The sequence below is a fragment of the Flexivirga endophytica genome, from assembly GCF_014640635.1.
In the GTDB taxonomy this organism is placed as follows: Bacteria; Actinomycetota; Actinomycetes; order Actinomycetales; family Dermatophilaceae; genus Flexivirga; species Flexivirga endophytica.
The window spans coordinates 254,424-270,964 of record NZ_BMHI01000004.1 but is presented as its reverse complement, the minus strand read 5'-3'; the positions used below and the strand labels follow the sequence as shown (position 1 = coordinate 270,964).

At 68.0% G+C, this 16,541-nt stretch carries 16 protein-coding genes; 8 read left to right on the top strand and 8 right to left on the bottom strand.

All coding sequences use genetic code 11. From position 1 onward, the window contains the following. Positions 1-5 precede the first annotated feature (5 nt). From IEX71_RS13250 to IEX71_RS13240, 3 genes are read right to left on the bottom strand one after another with little or no spacing between them, the layout of a single operon-like run. Positions 6-1,331, bottom strand: coding sequence for a lipase family protein (locus IEX71_RS13250; RefSeq protein ID WP_188837514.1), 1,326 nt, complete (start codon positions 1,329-1,331; stop codon positions 6-8). Beyond that, positions 1,328-3,145, bottom strand: coding sequence for a glycoside hydrolase family 15 protein (locus IEX71_RS13245; RefSeq protein ID WP_188837513.1), 1,818 nt, complete (start codon positions 3,143-3,145; stop codon positions 1,328-1,330). Before IEX71_RS13245 ends, IEX71_RS13250 begins: the two co-directional genes overlap by 4 nt. Positions 3,146-3,187: 42 nt before the next feature. Beyond that, positions 3,188-4,159, bottom strand: a complete 972-nt coding sequence (locus tag IEX71_RS13240) for an AraC family transcriptional regulator (RefSeq protein ID WP_188837512.1) — start codon at positions 4,157-4,159, stop codon at positions 3,188-3,190. A gap of 188 nt (positions 4,160-4,347) precedes the next feature. On the opposite strand from IEX71_RS13240, the gene IEX71_RS13235 reads away from it, so the two are divergent. The 5 genes from IEX71_RS13235 to IEX71_RS13215 all read left to right on the top strand — a co-directional run bounded on the left by IEX71_RS13235 (position 4,348) and on the right by IEX71_RS13215 (position 8,838). Continuing rightward, positions 4,348-4,923, top strand: a complete 576-nt coding sequence (locus tag IEX71_RS13235) for a flavin reductase family protein (protein WP_188837511.1) — start codon at positions 4,348-4,350, stop codon at positions 4,921-4,923. Between the two features lie 11 nt (positions 4,924-4,934). Next, a complete protein-coding gene (locus IEX71_RS13230) occupies positions 4,935-6,545 on the top strand; it encodes a 4-hydroxyphenylacetate 3-hydroxylase family protein (RefSeq protein ID WP_188837510.1) in 1,611 nt (536 codons plus the stop codon). A 95-nt stretch (positions 6,546-6,640) separates the two neighbouring features. Continuing rightward, positions 6,641-7,522 carry a crotonase/enoyl-CoA hydratase family protein gene (locus tag IEX71_RS13225; protein ID WP_188837509.1) on the top strand — a complete coding sequence of 294 codons (882 nt, stop codon included), beginning with the start codon at positions 6,641-6,643 and terminating at the stop codon, positions 7,520-7,522. Positions 7,523-7,539: 17 nt separating this feature from the next. Further along, on the top strand, positions 7,540-8,139 hold the full coding sequence (locus tag IEX71_RS13220) for a peroxidase-related enzyme (protein ID WP_229749711.1): 600 nt from the start codon (positions 7,540-7,542) through the stop codon (positions 8,137-8,139). A 69-nt stretch (positions 8,140-8,208) separates the two neighbouring features. Further along, on the top strand, positions 8,209-8,838 hold the full coding sequence (locus IEX71_RS13215) for a superoxide dismutase (RefSeq protein ID WP_188837508.1): 630 nt from the start codon (positions 8,209-8,211) through the stop codon (positions 8,836-8,838). 118 nt (positions 8,839-8,956) lie between these two features. On the opposite strand, the gene IEX71_RS13210 is transcribed toward IEX71_RS13215, so the two are convergent. Next, complete coding sequence (locus IEX71_RS13210; protein WP_188837507.1) at positions 8,957-10,087, bottom strand: pyridoxal-phosphate-dependent aminotransferase family protein; 1,131 nt, start codon at positions 10,085-10,087, stop codon at positions 8,957-8,959. Between the two features lie 133 nt (positions 10,088-10,220). Between IEX71_RS13210 and IEX71_RS13205 the strand changes: the two genes are divergently transcribed. Then, positions 10,221-10,952: a VOC family protein gene (locus IEX71_RS13205; RefSeq protein WP_188837506.1), complete on the top strand. Its 732-nt coding sequence runs from the start codon at positions 10,221-10,223 to the stop codon at positions 10,950-10,952. 11 nt (positions 10,953-10,963) lie between these two features. Here IEX71_RS13205 and IEX71_RS13200 read toward each other — a convergent pair whose 3' ends face one another. After that, positions 10,964-11,806: a uracil-DNA glycosylase gene (locus tag IEX71_RS13200; protein ID WP_229749710.1), complete on the bottom strand. Its 843-nt coding sequence runs from the start codon at positions 11,804-11,806 to the stop codon at positions 10,964-10,966. A 46-nt stretch (positions 11,807-11,852) separates the two neighbouring features. Here IEX71_RS13200 and IEX71_RS13195 point away from each other — a divergent pair, with 46 nt between their 5' ends. Both IEX71_RS13195 and IEX71_RS13190 read left to right on the top strand, forming a co-directional pair. Beyond that, a complete protein-coding gene (locus IEX71_RS13195) occupies positions 11,853-12,686 on the top strand; it encodes a PIG-L family deacetylase (protein WP_188837505.1) in 834 nt (277 codons plus the stop codon). Continuing rightward, positions 12,677-13,129, top strand: coding sequence for a MaoC/PaaZ C-terminal domain-containing protein (locus tag IEX71_RS13190; RefSeq protein ID WP_188837504.1), 453 nt, complete (start codon positions 12,677-12,679; stop codon positions 13,127-13,129). Before IEX71_RS13195 ends, IEX71_RS13190 begins: the two co-directional genes overlap by 10 nt. Before the next feature lie 10 nt (positions 13,130-13,139). On the opposite strand, the gene IEX71_RS13185 is transcribed toward IEX71_RS13190, so the two are convergent. From IEX71_RS13185 to IEX71_RS13175, 3 genes are all read right to left on the bottom strand, one after another. After that, positions 13,140-13,895, bottom strand: coding sequence for a class I SAM-dependent methyltransferase (locus tag IEX71_RS13185; protein WP_188837503.1), 756 nt, complete (start codon positions 13,893-13,895; stop codon positions 13,140-13,142). Positions 13,896-13,928: 33 nt separating this feature from the next. Beyond that, complete coding sequence (locus IEX71_RS13180) at positions 13,929-15,320, bottom strand: DNA polymerase IV (RefSeq protein ID WP_188837502.1); 1,392 nt, start codon at positions 15,318-15,320, stop codon at positions 13,929-13,931. Between the two features lie 140 nt (positions 15,321-15,460). Beyond that, positions 15,461-16,507: a glucose 1-dehydrogenase gene (locus IEX71_RS13175; RefSeq protein WP_188837501.1), complete on the bottom strand. Its 1,047-nt coding sequence runs from the start codon at positions 16,505-16,507 to the stop codon at positions 15,461-15,463. Between the last annotated feature and the right edge of the window lie 34 nt (positions 16,508-16,541).

Sequence of the window (16,541 nt, the reverse complement as noted above, 5' to 3'; positions counted from 1 at the left end):
TGTCCTCAGCCCGCTGACCCGCCGCTGAGCGGGGCGCCGCGCAAGACCCTCCCACACACCTTCAGCAGGCGTATGCCGCTGGCCAACCGCCCCAGTGGTGCGAGCACCGAGCGCACCGTCACGGTCGAAGAACCGCTCGTCGCCACCCCCGAGATGCGGTCGGTGAGCCATCCCAGCACCAGTGGCGCGGAGACGATGTGCAGCAGGAAGTGCTCGCTCGCCCGGTCCCGCACGTAGGTCACCCGGACGCCACGGCCGACCCACCCCGCCACCATGCGGTCGATCCCACCCAGCGGCACGATCTGGTCGTGCACCGCCTGCGTGACCAACAGCGGCATGGCCGGCGTCCCACGACCCGGCCGGATGTCGGCGAAGACCTCCTGCATCTCCGGTTTGCTGAGGAACGCGGACACCGGAACATCCATGTATTTGCCGAAGTCCGTGAACGCCATACGGGTGATCGCCTGCCGGGTGCGCCACACGATGGCCCCGTCGAGCAGCGCGCGTCCCCGGGCATCGACGTGCTCGTCCACCAGCGCGTGCATCGCCGGGTAGCTGCGGATCAGACCCGCGATGGCCAACCCGGCCAGACCGGCGAAGAAGTGCCCGTTGGCGCGTCGGAAGACCAACTCCGGATCGCCGACCGGCGAGCCGAGGACCGCGCCGACCACGTTGAGCTCCGGTGCGTAGTCGCGGGCCATCTCGGCGGCCCACGACGTCGCCCATCCACCGCCGGAGTAGCCCCACATCGTCACAGCGGACTGCTCGGTGACACCGAAGCCGCTGTGCTGCCGCGCCGCGCGCAGGCCGTCCAGCGCGCAGTGTCCGGCTTCGCGCGGTGCGCCCCAATTGCCTTGCATTCCTTCGTGATCGGGGACCGACACCGCCCACCCCCGGGCGAGCGCGTTTGCGATCAGCAGCAATTCGAGCTGGACCACCTCACCGGTGGTCGGCGCCCGGTGACGCAAGGTGTATGACGGAAAGGCCTCCGGCGCCAACGAATCGATCGCGCATTGGAAGGAGAGGATCGCGCGGTCCTCGGCCGGTGCCGCATCGTCGGCCAGCAACACCGTCGTGCAGGTCGTCGCAGCATCGCCGTGCATGTCGGCAGTCCGGTAGAGCACCTGAACAGCCTTTGCCTGCAAGGGAATTCGCCCCAGGAACGCGACGGTGACGTCTCGGCTGCGCAAGGGAGTCCCGGGTGCGGCGGTCTCCCAACCGGGCGGTGGCCGCCGGAACGGGTCCTCCGCCGGCGGGACCGGCGCCGTCGTGCGCTCGTCGGTGTGCTCGGCCTGGCCGGACCACCCGCTCGTGCGGGCCGATGTGCTCATCGGGCGCTCGGCACGCCGGGGTGCCGGATCGGCTCGTGACTGCCATGTCCGCGGCCGGCGTGCAACTGGAGCGCACTGGTCACCAGCGCGAAGTGGCTGAACGCCTGCGGTGTGTTGCCCAGCTGGCGCCGTTGCTGCGGGTCCCACTCCTCGCTGAGCAACCCGACGTCGTTGCGCAGATCGAGCAGGCGCTCGAAAAGCGCGACGGCCTCGGTCTGCCGGCCGGCGAAGTGCAGCGCGTCGACCATCCAGAACGAGCAGGCGAGGAAGAGCCCCTCGTCACCGGGCAACCCGTCGTCCGATTCGGAGTTCTGGTAGCGCAGCACCAGGCCGTCCCGCGTCAACTCCTTGTTGATCGCGTCGATCGTGCCGAGCATCCGCGGGTCGTCCCCGGGCAGGAATCCGACCCTGGGGATGATCAGCACGCTCGCGTCGAGGGCGGTGGCGCCATACGACTGCACGAAGGTGTTGCGCTCCTTGTCGAAGCCGTGCGCGAGCACGTCCGCGTGGATCGTGTCGCGCAACGATTCCCAGCGCTCGACCGGTCCGTCGAGCGACGGATGTCGGCGGACGGCCTTGGCCATCCGGTCCGCCGCCACCCACGCCATCACCTTCGAGTGTGTGAAGTGCCGCCGTGGGCCTCGCACCTCCCACAGCCCGTTGTCCGGCTGGTCCCAAACACTTTCGAGGTGCTCCATCAGCGCGACCTGGACGTCCCAGGCGTCCTCGGTGCTGGCCAGTCCCGCCTCACGGGCCAGCGCGAGCCCGTCGAGGGTCTCGCCCCACACGTCGAGCTGCAGCTGATCCGCGGCGGCGTTGCCGACCCGCACCGGTGCGGAATCCTCGTAGCCGCGCAGCCACGGCAACTCGTTCTCCGGGAGCCGGCGGGCGCCGTCCAGGCCGTACATGATCTGCAGGTCGGCGGGGTCGCCGGCAACGGCGCGCAGCAGCCAGGCACGCCAAGCGTTCGCCTCGTCCAGATAACCGCCCGCGATCAGCGCCTGCAGTGTGTATGTCGCATCGCGCAGCCAGCAGTAGCGGTAGTCCCAGTTCCGTGGACCCCCGATCTGCTCGGGCAACGACGTCGTCGCCGCGGCCACGATCCCGCCGGTCGGCTGATAGGTCAACGCCTTCAGCGTCAGCAAGGAACGCCGGATCGCATCCTGGTAGGGGCCGTCGAGGTCATGGCCACGGTCACACCAGTCCTGCCAATAGGTGAGCGTGTCCTGCAGCGCTCGTTCCGCGTCGACCACCTCCGGCCGCGGCTCATGGCTGCGCGACCAGGTCAGCACGAAGGGCACCCGCTCCCCGGCGGAGACGGTGAAGTCCGAGACCGTCGACCAGTCCTGGCCGCGCCTCGGCGCGGGTGTGCGCAACCGAACGGCATCCGGCCCGGCCACCGCGAGCATCTGGTCGCCATCATGGTGCACCCACGGCCGGACGTTGCCGTAGTCGAAGCGCAGGGTGAGCCGGCCGCGCATCGGAACGCTCCCACTGACACCCTCGACGATCCGCACGATGTCCGGAGCATGACCCCGCGGGGGCATGAAGTCGATCACCCGGACGGTGCCCTGCTCGGTCTCCCACTCGGTCTCCAGGACGAGCGTCTCGTCCACGTAGCGTCTGCGGGTGCAGCCGCCGCCGTCGACCGGTGCCAGGACCCAGCAGCCGGCCTCCGGGCCGTCCAGCAAGGCGGCGAAGCACGCCGACGAGTCGAATCGCGGCAGGCACAGCCAGTCCACCGAGCCCTCATTGCTGACCAGGGCGGCCGTCTGCAGGTCACCGACGATTGCGTAGTCCTCGATCCGACTCATGCTTCGGATGCTGCCACACCGGCCCGGGACCGAGCCCGACAGCTACTTGTGCGCCTCAACGGACGTCCTGCCGCAGATCAGGGCACGGGTCCGGGACGGCGTCTGCCCGAAGCGTTCGCGGTATGCCGCAGCGAAGCGACCGAGGTGGGTGAATCCGACGGTCCAGGCGATGTCTGCCACCGATGCCTGCGGGTCGGACAGCAGCGCGCGATGCGCATGCTCCAGGCGGATCTCGAGCAGCACTTGGGAGGGCGACTTGCCGATGTACTCCTGGAAACCACGCTGCAGGCGTCGCACCCCGACGCCGGCGACCTGCGCGAGCTCGGCAGCTGTCCAGGACGCTGCCGGATCCGCCTCGATCGCGTCGATCACGCGCGTGACGATGCGGGGCCGGGCCGGTGTCGACGACGTCTCCTGGTCCGGGAACGCGGCCGCGACGAACGCGGCGCTGATCGCGCGCGAAATGTGCTCGCCGACCGCGCGATTGCGCTCCATGGCCGGGGCAGCCAGCGCCTGATTCGCCAGCGAGGTGACCAATTCGATCCAGCTGCGTCCTTCAGGAGTGCGCAGGTCGAGTTGGGCCGGTATGTCGGACTCGTTGCGCGCGGCGAGGGTGAGCACGTCCCGCGCGAGCAGGTCCCTGTCGATCTTGACGCCGGTGATGGTGCAGTCCTTGGACCACCTTGACATCCGCGTCATCGTGTCGGGCGGGCAGACGGTCGCAAGACCGTCGACCGACGAAACCTCGCGCCCGTCGATCTGCGCTTCGAGGTAGCCACTGCGCGGCACATTGATCGCATAGGCACCGGGATGGCCGGACTCGACGGACACGTCGGCGCCCCACCCGATGCTGGCAACGGTGAGCGGACCGAAGGTGACGTGGCGCAGCGCCATGCGCGCGTGCTGGTCGGCACGGAGCACCCGCAGGTCATGCGGGAAGTAGGCCGCCGCTACCGAGCTGGACGCTTCGTCCCAGTCGACCGACGTCACCGAACCACCGCGGTTGTCCTGCATGTCAATCCGTTCGTGCGTGCACTGCCACTCACCGGTGCAGGCCCTCAAGCTACCGGATCCCGCCGGTCCGGGACCGGGGTCGAACGTGCTGGTTTCGCATTCCGGATCGTCGGTGCGCGATCCGGATTGTTGCGTGCGTCACATCGTTCCTAACGTCTTCCATCACCCGAACAGGAAGGAGATCAGGCATGGATGGACGAGTACTTCGAACCGTCTTCGGCGAGTTCGCCACGGGCGTCACCATCATCACTTGCACCCGTGAGGACGGCACCCCACACGGTGCGACGGTGACCGCCTTCATGCCGCTGTCGCTCGAGCCGCCCCTGCTCCAGGTCGCCCTGACCCGCAGCTCGAAGGCGTGCACCTACCTGAGAGGTGCGGCCTTCACCGTCAACATCCTGGCCAGTGACCAACTGGACCTGGCGATGCATTTCGCCGGCTGCCCGATGGACCGGGACCCCGAGTGGGACGAAGGCCCCGCCGGTCCGATCCTGTGTGGCTCGGCAGCCTCGATCCCGTGCGAACCGTGGGCCGACCACGACGGCGGTGACCACATCGTCTTCACCGGCCGGATCCTCGACGCGGCCGTCCGGGACGTGGATCCGCTGTTGTTCTACCGCAGCTCCTTCCACGGCATCGGAGATGACCGGGCAGCCACGAAATGGACCGGTTTCCAGGACGACTCGCTCAGCGGCTGGTTCGACGCCGACACCCGCTTCACCGCCATCACACCGCAGTCCGTCGCCGCGACGCCGGGCATCTGAAAGGACCGACCATGACCCAGACGACCACAGCGCCAGAGAACGTCTTCGACGGCGAGACGAACCCTGCCGCCGATCATCCGGCCAACCAGCCGCAGACCTACGCGACCCGCCCGATGACCGGCGACGAGTACATCGAGAGCCTGCGGGACGGCCGTGAGATATACCTGCGCGGCGAACGCGTCGAGGACGTCACGACGCATCCGGCATTCGCCAATCCCGTTCGTATGACGGCCCGGCTGTATGACGCCCTGCACACCGGTGAGCACGTCGATGCGCTGACCTCACCCACCGACACCGGCAGCGGCGGCGTCACCATGCCGTTCTTCAAGACCCCGAAGTCATCGGCCGACCTGATCAAGGAACGCGACGCGATCGCCACGTGGGCGCGCATGACCTACGGCTGGATGGGCCGCTCCCCCGACTACAAGGCCAGCTTCCTCGGCACGTTGCACGCCAACAAGGAGCTCTACGCTCCGTTCCAGGCGAATGCCGAGCGTTGGTACCGCGAGTCGCAGGAGAAGGTCCTCTACTGGAACCACGCGATCATCAACCCGCCGGTCGACCGTCAGCTGCCGCCGGACGAGGTCGGTGACGTCTACATGAAGGTCGAGAAGGAGACCGACGCCGGCCTGATCGTCAGCGGCGCGAAGGTGGTCGCGACCGGTTCGGCGATCACCAACTACAACTTCATCGCACACTACGGGCTGCCCATCGGCAAGAAGGAGTTCGCGCTCATCTGCACGGTGCCGATGGACGCACCGGGCATCAAACTGATCTGCCGCACGTCATACACGGAAGCCGCGGCGAAGCTCGGCACACCGTTCGACTACCCGTTGTCGAGCCGGATGGACGAGAACGACACGATCTTCATCTTCGACAAGGTGCTGGTCCCCTGGGAGAACGTCTTCATGTATGGCGACGTCGACCGGATCAACAGCTTCTTCCCACAGTCGGGGTTCCTCCCCCGGTTCACCTTCCAGGGCTGCACCCGCCTGGCGGTCAAGCTCGACTTCATCGCCGGCCTGCTGATGAAGGCATTGGACTCGACCGGCTCAGGAGGCTTCCGCGGCGTGCAGACGCGCGTGGGCGAGGTGCTCGGGTGGCGGAACCTCTTCTGGTCACTCACCGAGTCGATGGCGCGCGACCCCGAGCCGTGGATCGGCGATGCCGTCATACCGAAGCTGGAGTACGGACTGACCTATCGCATGTTCATGATCCAGGGCTACCCGCGGATCAAGGAGATCATCGAGCAGGACGTCGCATCGGGCCTGATCTACCTTCCCTCGAGCGCGGAGGACTTCAAGAGCGACGCGGTGCGGCCCTACCTCGACAAGTACGTGCGCGGGTCCAACGGCATCACCGCCGTGGATCGGGTCAAGGTGATGAAAGCCCTGTGGGACTCGATCGGTTCGGAGTTCGGCGGTCGGCACGAGCTGTATGAGCGCAACTACTCCGGCAACCACGAGAATGTGAAGGCCGAGTTGCTGTTCGCCGCGGAGGCGCGCGGTGGCGCCGCGTCGATGCGGGGACTCGCGGAGCAGTTCATGAGCGAGTACGACCTCGACGGCTGGACGGTGCCGGACCTGCTGTCACCCGCGGACTTCGACCTGCTCGGTCGCTGAACCACCGTGCACGAATGCCCCGGCCCGCAGGAGGGTCGGGGCGTTCGCGTCTAAGGTCGATCCCGGCTCATCACTTGTGTCGGAAGGAGACCCGGATGGCTTTCGGGACCATCGAGCAGCACGTCGACGACGGCGTCCTCACGGTCACGCTGAGCAGGCCCGAGCAGTTGAACGCCTTCACCGTGACCATGGCCGAGGAGCTGGAGCGCACCTTCCGCGAGGTGAACGACGACGATGCGATCCGCGCGGTGATCGTGACCGGTTCCGGACGGGCGTTCTGCGCCGGCATGGACCTGTCGGCCGACGGCAACGTGTTCGGGCTCGACGAGAGCCGTCGACCGTCGCTCGCGGACATGAGCGACCTGTCCGATCCCTCCGTGGCCCGGGTTCGCGACACCGGTGGACGCGTCACTCTCGCGATCCACGACTGCAGGAAGCCGGTCATCGCGGCGATCAACGGGGCGGCCGTCGGCATCGGAGCGACGATGACCCTCGCCATGGACGCCCGGCTGGTCTCTACGAAGGCTCGCTTCGGCCTGGTCTTCGGCCGGCTCGGGATCGTGCCGGAAGCAGCGTCGTCGTGGTTCCTGCCACGGATCGTCGGACTCCCCCGCGCGCTGGATCTCGCACTCTCCGCGGAGATCCTGGATGCGGCTGCGACCGTCGAGAACGGTTTGGCCGCAACGTCATACGAGCCGGACGAACTGTTGCCGGCGGCACGCGCCCTGGCCGACCGCTGGACCAAGGGTCGCTCCCCCGTCGCAGTGGCGCTGACCCGACAACTGCTGCGGCGCAACCCGACGTACGACCACCCCGCGGACGCCCACCGGGTGGATTCGCTGGCGATGTTCTGGACGAGTGTCGGCGACGGGAAGGAAGGGGTCGAGGCATTCCTGGCCAAGCGCGCACCGGACTTCACCGGGCGGGCGTCCGCAATGCCCGGGTTCTACGATGCCTGGATCGACGAAAAGCCTTGAGACAGAAGGAGACTGCGATGGCCGGCCGGATGGATCCCGAGATCATGAAGCGCTTCCCCGTGGTCGACGTGGAGGACCTGCCGGACGACCTCCGCGAGCGCATCGCGCTCGTCAGCGAGAAGTCCGGGTTCATCCCGAATGTGTTCATCGGGATCGCGCAGCGACCGGCCGAGATGCGGGCCTTCTTCGACTTCCACGACTCACTGATGGATCGCGAGACGCCGGGACTGTCCAAGGCGGACCGCGAGATGATCGTCGTGGCGACCAGCGCCGAGAACGACTGTCTCTACTGCGTGGTCGCGCACGGTGCGATCGCCCGGATACGCAGCAAGAACCCTTACATCTCAGACCAGCTCGCGACCGACTGGCGCAAGGCGGACCTCGACGATCGGCAATACGCCGTCATCTCCATCGCGGTGAAGCTGGCCGCCCGTCCCTCGGAGATCGTCGATGCCGACCTGGATCTGCTGCGTACGCACGGGCTTTCGGACGAAGACGTCTATGACGTCGGTGCCATCACCGCGTTCTTCTCGATGAGCAACCGCCTCGTGCACTGGAGCGGGCTGATGCCCAACAAGGAGTTCTACCTGATGGGCCGCGTGCCGAAGGAGTCGTGACCGCGGGATACGGTGGCCATATGCGACATAGTCGCATTTAGAGTCACGTCCTCGCGAAAGGTGATCACCGTGTCCGACTACGACCTTCCGGACCTTCCGTACGACTACTCCGCCCTCGAGCCGCACATCTCCGGCGCGATCATGGAGCTGCACCACGACAAGCACCATGCGACCTACGTCAAGGGCGCCAACACCGCGATCGAGCAGCTCGCCGAAGCACGCGAGACCGAGCAGCTCGGGCCGGTCAACCTGCTGGAGAAGAACCTCGCGTTCAACCTGGCGGGGCACGTCAATCACTCGGTCTTCTGGCCGAACATGAGCCCGGACGGCGGCGACAAGCCGGACGGCGAGTTGGGGCAGGCGATCGACGAGTTCTTCGGCTCGTTCGACGCGTTCCGCTCGCACTTCACGGCCAACGCGCTGGGGATCCAGGGGTCCGGTTGGTCGATCCTCGCCTGGGACAGCCTCGGCGCCCGCCTGGTGATCTGTCAGCTCTACGACCACCAGGGCAATTTGCCGGTCGGCCTCACGCCTCTGCTGATGCTGGACATGTGGGAGCACGCCTTCTACTTGCAGTACCGCAACGTCAAGAACGAGTACGTCGACGCCTGGTGGAACATCGCCAACTGGGCCGACGTCGCGGAGCGCTTCGCGCGGGCCCGCACCCAGACGGCGGGTCTGATCGTCCCGCAACCCTGAGCGACAGACAGACCCCTGCCGAGTGACGGCCCTCTCGGCGAGTGACGGTCAGATTGCGCCGTCAGTCGCCGAAGAAGCCGTCATTCGGCAAGGGGGCCGGCTCGGTGCGGCAACTCCCTCAGGCGTTCAGCTTCGCGAGCGCAGTCTTGAAGCGCTCCACGGTGCCGTCCACGTCGGTCAGCTTGTCCAGCCCGAAGAGGCCCAGCCGGAACGTCGAGAAGTCCTCCGGCTCACCGCACTGCAGCGGCACACCGGCGGCGACCTGTAGGCCCACCTGCTTGAACTTCGCACCGCTCTTCAGCTCCGGGTCGTCGGTGTGCACGACAACCACACTGGGAGAGGCGAATTCGTCGGCTGCGACCGACTTCAGACCGGCATCGGCCAGCACGGCGCGCACCTTGGCACCGAGGTCGAGTTGTGCCGCACGCAGCTTCTCGAGGCCGATCTCACGCGCCTCGAGCATGAGTTCGGCGTTGTGAGCCAGACCGTCCGTCGGCATGGTCGCGTGGTATGGCGTCTGACCCTCGACATACGACTCGGTGATGAAGAGCCACTTCTTGAGGTCCATCGCGAAGCTGGTCGAGGTGGATGCCTGCACGGCGGCACGCGCGGCATCGTTCAGCATCACGTAACCCGCGCACGGCGTGCCGCTCCAGCCCTTCTGCGGTGCGGTGAGCAGCACGTCGACGCCGAGGTCGCCCATGTCCGCCCAGAGCGCACCCGAGGCCACGCAGTCGAGCACGAACAGCCCGCCGACTTCGTGCACGGCCTCGGACACCGAGCGGAGGTAGTCGTCCGGCAGGACGATCCCGGACGCCGTCTCGACGTGCGGCGCGAAGACGATCTCGGGGCGCTTCGCCCGGATCGCCGCGATGACCTCGTCGAGCGGCGCCGGCTGCCAGGCCGCTTGGTGCTCGTCGCTGACCGGCCGTGCCGGGCAGACGGTCGCCTCGGCCGGGATGTCGCCAGCGTCGAAGATCTGCGACCAACGATAGGAGAACGCACCGTTGCGTATGACGAGGGCGCGCTTGCCCGTCGCCAGCTGTCTGGCGATCGCTTCCATGCCGTAGGAACCGCCACCGGGGACGATCGCGACGGTGTGTGCGCTGTATGTCGTGCGCAGCACGTCGAGGATGTCCTGCATGACGCGCACGAATCGCTGCGACATGTGGTTGAGCGAACGGTCGGTGAAGACGACCGAGTACTCCAGCAGGCCGTCGGGGTCGATGTCATCGTGTGGCAAGTTCACGATCGCACCGTGCCACATCCGGCGCGGTCGGCGGTAGGTAGGTCCACCTCCCGGGCGCGGTCGGCGGAAAATCATTGGCCGGCTCACGTGCTCGGCTCCTACCGTCGTCACACACCCGACCATGGAGACGACGATGCCTGCTCGAAACCCCGCCCGGCTGTTCGCGATCACCTTCGGCGCGCAGGACCCCGGACGACAGGCCGACTTCTGGTCAGCGGTGCTGCGGCGGCCTGTCAAGCCGGACGACAGGGGCCGTCAGACCCTGACCGTCACGACGCCGGGACAGCCGCTCATCCGTTTCGTACATCGACCGGAGCCGAAGATGACTCCGAATCGCGGGCACTTCGACCTGACCAGCGAGTCGCCGGCCGACCAGTCGGAGACGGTGGCGCGCGCACTCTCGGCGGGCGCCCGCCATATCGACATCGGCCAAGGAGCGGACGCCGACCACACGGTGCTCGCGGACGCCGAGGACAACGAGTTCTGTGTGATCCCCGCCGGGAACAACTTCCTCGCCGGCACCGGAACTATCGGCTGCTTCGCATGTGACGGCACCGAGGATGTCGGCCGCTTCTGGAGCCGGGCATTGGGCTGGCCGCTGGTCTGGGACCAGGACGAGGAGACCGCCATACAGGCTCCGAGCGGCGGCACCAAGATCAGTTGGGGCGGCGGGGACGTGGCACCGCAGACGGGTTACAACCGGGTGCATCTGGACCTGGCAGTGGCAAACGACGCCGATCTTGCCGATGCAACGGCGGCGCTGAAGTCCCTCGGCGCCACCGACTGGGACGGACCCGTCTGTGACGGAGCCGTCGGGCTCGCCGACCCGGACGGCACGGAGTTCTGCCTACTGGTGGCGCCGTAGCCCCTGCCCCCTCAGCCGAGCTCTCGCACGGTCGCGATGACGTCGTCGAGCATGGCTTCGGTGAGCCGGCCGGTGAAGGTGTTCTGCTGACTGACGTGATAGCAGCCGACCAGCTCCACCGGGCCGGACGGGCTCAGCAGCGTGGCGCGAGCACCATGCCCGAATCTCGGCTTCGGCCGCGGGATCTGCCACCCGATGGCGCGGGCCGTGGAAACCGTGGAGTCCCAACCGATTCCACCCAGCACCAGGATGACCCGAAGGTTCTCCTGCGAGAGCTGGAGTTCCTTCTCCAGCCAGGGCCGGCAGGTCGCCTTCTCCTCGGTGGTGGGCTTGTTCGCCGGCGGCGCGCAGTGCACCGGTGCCGTCATCCGGATACCGTGCAGTTCGAGGCCGTCACCGGCTGCGACCGACGTCGACCGCGTCGCGAAACCGCCGCGGTGCAAGGCGGCGAAGATCCAGTCACCGGAGCGGTCCCCGGTGAACATCCGGCCGGTCCGGTTCGCGCCGTTAGCCGCGGGCGCCAGGCCCACTATCAGCCGGGTTGCGTCCGGGTCCCCGAATGCCGGAGCGGGCCGGCCCCAGTAGGGCTCGTCCGCGAACGACCTGCGGCGGCCCGTGGTGGCAACCGTCTCCCGCCACGCCACCAGACGTGGGCAGGCCCGGCATACGGAGACCGCGGTGTTGAGCTCACTGATCGAACCGGCAGAGCGGGCGAGGCTTCGCACGCCGGCCGCGGATCCGGCGACAGGCGTCTCGGCCGTCGCGGTGTCCCCCGGCCAACCGCTGCCCGGGGTCACCGGAGACTCGAAGAGCTGGCCGGTGACGGGATGCGGATCGCTCATCGGGATGGTCATCCCCCGGTTGTATCGGGTGTCGGTGTCTGGTGCCAAGATTGACTGAGTGTCGACCATCGTGTTCTTCCACGCCCACCCCGACGACGAGAGCTCACAGACCGCCGGTTCGATGTCCCGCGCGTCCGACGAAGGCCACCGCGTGGTCGTCGTCTACGCCACCGGCGGCGAGCACGGTGAGGTCCCTGACGACCTCCGCCCTCATGAGACGCTCGCCGACCGGCGACGTGCCGAGGCCGAGGCATCGGCTCAGGTGACTGGCACCGCCCGCGTCGCCTGGCTCAGCTACCGCGATTCCGGGATGACCGGCTGGGAGCAGAATTCCGACCCGGAGTGCTTCCACCAGGCGCCGCTTGCCGAAGCCGCGGCCCGGCTGGCCGCGATCCTGGACGATGAGCGGGCCGACGTCCTGATCGGCTACGACTGGCACGGCAGCTACGGCCATCCCGATCACGTCAAGGTGCACGCCGTGACCTACGCGGCCGCCGAATTGGCCGCGCACGCGCCGCGGGTCCTCGAGGAGACGATGAACCGCGACGTCATGCGCTCCTCGATGCAGGCGGCCCGGGACGCGGGCATGGACATCCCGTTCGACCCGGACGGGCCGATGGACGACGGCAACCCGATGGGTATGCCGGAGGCCGACCTGCACTGGGCGGTCGACGTGTCGGACTACCTGGGCCGGATCCGGGCCGCCATGCAGTCCCACCGCAGTCAGGTCTCCGACATCGGCACCTTCATGGCCATGCCGGACACAGTGTTCGCTGCGGGGTTCGGGACCGAATACTTCATCGAGCGTGGCCGACCCGACGGCATGGTGCACGGCTGGTTCCTGGATGCCTCGCTGGTCGACGCGGCAGCTGAGCGGTCCGCATGCTGCTGAGCGCCGAGGACCTGCCCGTCGGTAACGAAATCGACTGCGGCAGCTACGAAGTCACCGACGGTGACGCACGCGATTTCGCCGCGCAGTGGGACCCGCAGTACTTCCATGTGGATCCGGAGCGTGCCGGTGACAGCGAGTTCGGCGGGTTGATCGCCAGCGGACTGCACACCATGTCGATCTATCAGCGGCTCGTCGTCACGGCGGTCTATCAGCGCTACGACGTCATCGCGGGACGAGCGTTCCGGCACGTCAAGTTCCTACGCCCGGTGCGTGCCGGAGACGTGTTGCACTGCTCGGCGACCGTGCGTTCGGTCACCCCGGACGGGCCGGGCAGGTGCGCCGTCGTGGTCGACGGCCGCTTGCGCAATCAGCACGGCAAGCCGGTGCTCGAGTTGGAGCTGGACTGCCTGGTGCGGTCACGACACCGGACACCTGCGCACTGACGGCGCCGCTTCAGGGACGGTGGGCGCGCACCAGCAAACGGCTGGAGTGAGCCACGAACGCGCCGTCCTGCCGGATGACCGCATCGAGCGTGCGCAGCCGGTCGGCATACCGCTCGACGCTGAAGTCCGGCACCCACCACACACATTTGCGCAGGATGTACACGACTGCGCCGATGTCGAAGAACTCCATGCGCAACCGGGCAGTGCGGATCTCGTCGACGACTAATCCGGCAGTGGTCGCGCCCTCCCGGTCATGGCGTGGATGCCGCCCATCGCGGATGTCGTCCGACAGCGGTCCGAGGAACCACTCGATCAGCTCGAACGCCGACGCCGGGCCGACGTGCTGGGCTAGGTAGCGGCCGCCAGGACGCAGTACGCGCGCGGTTTCGGACCAGTGGGAGGCGATGGGGTGGCGTGCGGTGACCAGGTCGAAGGTGGCGTCGGCGAACGGCAACGACGCGTCCTCGTCGAGCGCCACGACTCGAACACCTCGCGGTTGCAGTCGTTTTCGCGCTGCCTCGACGTTCGGTGGCCAGCCCTCCGTCACCGTCGTGTGCGGTGGGAGCTGGGCAGCGGCGTCGATCACCTCGCCGCCGCCGGTCTGCAGGTCAAGCGCAGTGTCGACCTCGGCCAGCGCTGCTGCGAGCAGCCGGGAGTAGCCCCACTCCGGTCGCTCCTCAGTCGCCCGGCCGTCCAGCCAGGAGAAATCCCAGCCCGACACGTCGACGCTCGCCGCCTCCTCGATCAGGTCGTCATACGAACGCATGCCATCCATCGTGCCGCCGCGGTCAACCGGTTTTCACCACTGTGGTGGGTCGGCCTTGCGCAGCTCGGGGTCGTCCGCGGCGAAGGTCCGCACGCGGCCGGGCGCCGTCGTCGGGCCCTCGAAACGCACCGTCACGCGCCCGAGGCCACTGCCCCAGACCCAGCCGGCTCCGTGCTCGGTGTGCGCGATGTCCTGCCCCGGCCACCAGGTCGGCGGGCCGTCACCGCTGTATGCCGCCGGCCCGGGTGTCCGCCGCACGTCGCCGGCAGGGGTCGCCGGCACTTCGGCGTCGGCTGCATCGATGTCCGCACCGTCGAGCGGCGGTTGTGCCGCGGGTGCGTCGTCCGGTGGGTCGAACCGCAGTTGTTCCTGGGCGTGCGTGCCCAACCCCGAGACGCCGACACCCAACAGGCGCAAGCCGTTCGACACATCGACCCCGGCGAGCAACCGCCGGGCGACATCCAAGATGACGCCCGCGTCGCCGGTCGGGTGCAGCAGCGTCTCGGACCGCGTCGAGGTCGCGAAGTCGTGCTGCCGGACCTTGATCGTGACCGTCCGGGCAAAAGCGGCGGACTTGCCGAGGCGAGCAGCGGTCCGCCGGGCGAGGCTGACCAGCTCAGCGTCGAGCACCTCGCGGTCCACGACGTCGTGCTCGAAGGTCTCCTCCGCCGACACACTCTTGGCCTCGCGCTCCACGACGACCTCGCGGTCGTCGTGCGCCCGGGCCAACTCGTGCAGGCTGCCGCCCTGTGCGGACCCGAAGATGCTCACCAGGTCGGTGCGCTCCATCCGCTGTAGGTCGGCGACGGTCTCGACCCCGAAGCTGCGCAACCGAGCCTCGGTGGCGGGGCCGATGCCGCTGACCACCCGCACCGACAGCGGGGCGAGCAGCTGCAACTCACGACCGGGCGGCACGACGACGAGTCCGGCGGGCTTTTCGAGCTCGGAGCCGATCTTGGCAAGCATCTTCGAGGTCCCGACACCGGCGGATGCCGTCAATCCGCCTGTGGCTGCACGGATTTCGTCGATCAACCGTTGCGCCACCGTGCGGACTCCCTCAGGGCTGAGGTCCAGGTCGGCACCGGCGGCCAGGTCGACATACGCCTCGTCGACGCTCACCTGCTCCACGACCGGCGACACGCTGCGCAGAATGTCCATCACGATCCGGCTGGACGCCCGGTAGGCGTCGCCACGCGGATAGAGGAACGCCGTGCCCGACGGGCAACGACGACGGGCCTCGGCAGTCGGCATGGCCGAACGCGCCCCGAAACGTCGTGCTTCGTAGGACGCGGTGGCGACGACCCCGCGTGCTCCGATGCCACCCACACACACCGGCTTGCCGCGCAACGACGGCTTGTCCCGCTGCTCGACGGCCGCGAAGAATGCATCGAGGTCCAGATGCATGATGCTGGCCGTAGAACGCACAGGGGCCTACGTTCCGTCGGCGTTGTGGGTCGCAAGCTCCCTCCAACGCCGACGCATCTCAGGCCACCTGAGCCTGTGCTGATCGAACTTCACTGATCCATTCTTCCCGAGAGGTGTGACATCGCCGTCGCAGGACCGGGTCAGAGTGTCAGCACGACCTTGACGTCGTCGTCCTGCGGCGTGAACGCCTCAGCGAACTTCTCCAACGGGACACGGCGGGTGACCAGCCGCTCCAGCCAGCCGAGATCGGCAGCAGCCAACGCTTCGGCGGCGGCTTCGTAGTGCCGCAGGTTGGCGTTGACCGAGCCCGCCACGGCGCTGTTGCCCAGCACCGCCGTGCGGTTGATGGTGCCGAGATCGACCGTCTCCGTCTCGCCGGGATCCGAGATCCCGGTGAGGATCGTGATGGCATACGGCTTCGGGTTGGCCAGCACCGCGTTGACCACCGGGGTCGCGCCGGTGCCCTCGATGATGACGTCCGGTTGGATCTCGTCGATCACCTTGTCGGCAGGTTCGCTGTGGTAGCGGGCGCCGAGGTCCTCGACCAATTGCGGCTTCGGCCCGTCATTCACCCGATCGAGCACGTGCACGTCCAGCCCACGCTGGGCGCCGATCATTGCCGCGAGCAGTCCGATCGGCCCCGCGCCGGTGATCAGCACCGACTTCGGCTCGAACCAGGCGCGGCCGCCGATGCGGTCGACCTGCTCCCACGCCTTGGCGACGACGGTGGTCGGCTCCATCAGCATGCCCACCGACTCCAGCGCCTGGTCCAGCTTCACGGCGTGCTCGGAACGCACTCGCCACTGCTCTGCGGCGAATCCGTGCAGCGACTTGATGCCGTGCTCGGTGTATTCGCCGTTGCGGCACATGTCCCACTCCCCGTGTGCGCAGGCGCCGCACGGTTTCGGGTCGGGCATCCGGACCACACCGACGATCAGGTCGCCGGCTGCGAAACCACTCCCGTCCGGTGCTTCGCGCACCCGGCCGAGCGACTCGTGTCCAAGGATCAGGCGCTCCGAACCCTCCGGAGCCCAACCGTAATCACCCTGGGAGAGCTCGTGATCGGTGCCGCACACGCCGACGGCGACGCCGTCGACCAACACGTCGCCCAGCGCGGTGTCCGGTGCGGGCATGTCCTCCACCGCCAGGCTGTCGGATCGTCCAGGAATGACTGTGAGTGCTCGCATGCTTCTGAAGCTACCGGACGACTCGGGCAATCCC

Coding starts and splice junctions, on each gene's coding strand:
- IEX71_RS13250 (WP_188837514.1), bottom strand. CDS start 1,331: ATGAGCACATCGGCCCGCACGAGCGGGTGGTCCGGCCAGGCCGAGCAC.
- IEX71_RS13245 (WP_188837513.1), bottom strand. CDS start 3,145: ATGAGTCGGATCGAGGACTACGCAATCGTCGGTGACCTGCAGACGGCC.
- IEX71_RS13240 (WP_188837512.1), bottom strand. CDS start 4,159: ATGCAGGACAACCGCGGTGGTTCGGTGACGTCGGTCGACTGGGACGAA.
- IEX71_RS13235 (WP_188837511.1), top strand. CDS start 4,348: ATGGATGGACGAGTACTTCGAACCGTCTTCGGCGAGTTCGCCACGGGC.
- IEX71_RS13230 (WP_188837510.1), top strand. CDS start 4,935: ATGACCCAGACGACCACAGCGCCAGAGAACGTCTTCGACGGCGAGACG.
- IEX71_RS13225 (WP_188837509.1), top strand. CDS start 6,641: ATGGCTTTCGGGACCATCGAGCAGCACGTCGACGACGGCGTCCTCACG.
- IEX71_RS13220 (WP_229749711.1), top strand. CDS start 7,540: ATGGCCGGCCGGATGGATCCCGAGATCATGAAGCGCTTCCCCGTGGTC.
- IEX71_RS13205 (WP_188837506.1), top strand. CDS start 10,221: ATGCCTGCTCGAAACCCCGCCCGGCTGTTCGCGATCACCTTCGGCGCG.
- IEX71_RS13200 (WP_229749710.1), bottom strand. CDS start 11,806: ATGACCATCCCGATGAGCGATCCGCATCCCGTCACCGGCCAGCTCTTC.
- IEX71_RS13190 (WP_188837504.1), top strand. CDS start 12,677: ATGCTGCTGAGCGCCGAGGACCTGCCCGTCGGTAACGAAATCGACTGC.
- IEX71_RS13185 (WP_188837503.1), bottom strand. CDS start 13,895: ATGCGTTCGTATGACGACCTGATCGAGGAGGCGGCGAGCGTCGACGTG.
- IEX71_RS13175 (WP_188837501.1), bottom strand. CDS start 16,507: ATGCGAGCACTCACAGTCATTCCTGGACGATCCGACAGCCTGGCGGTG.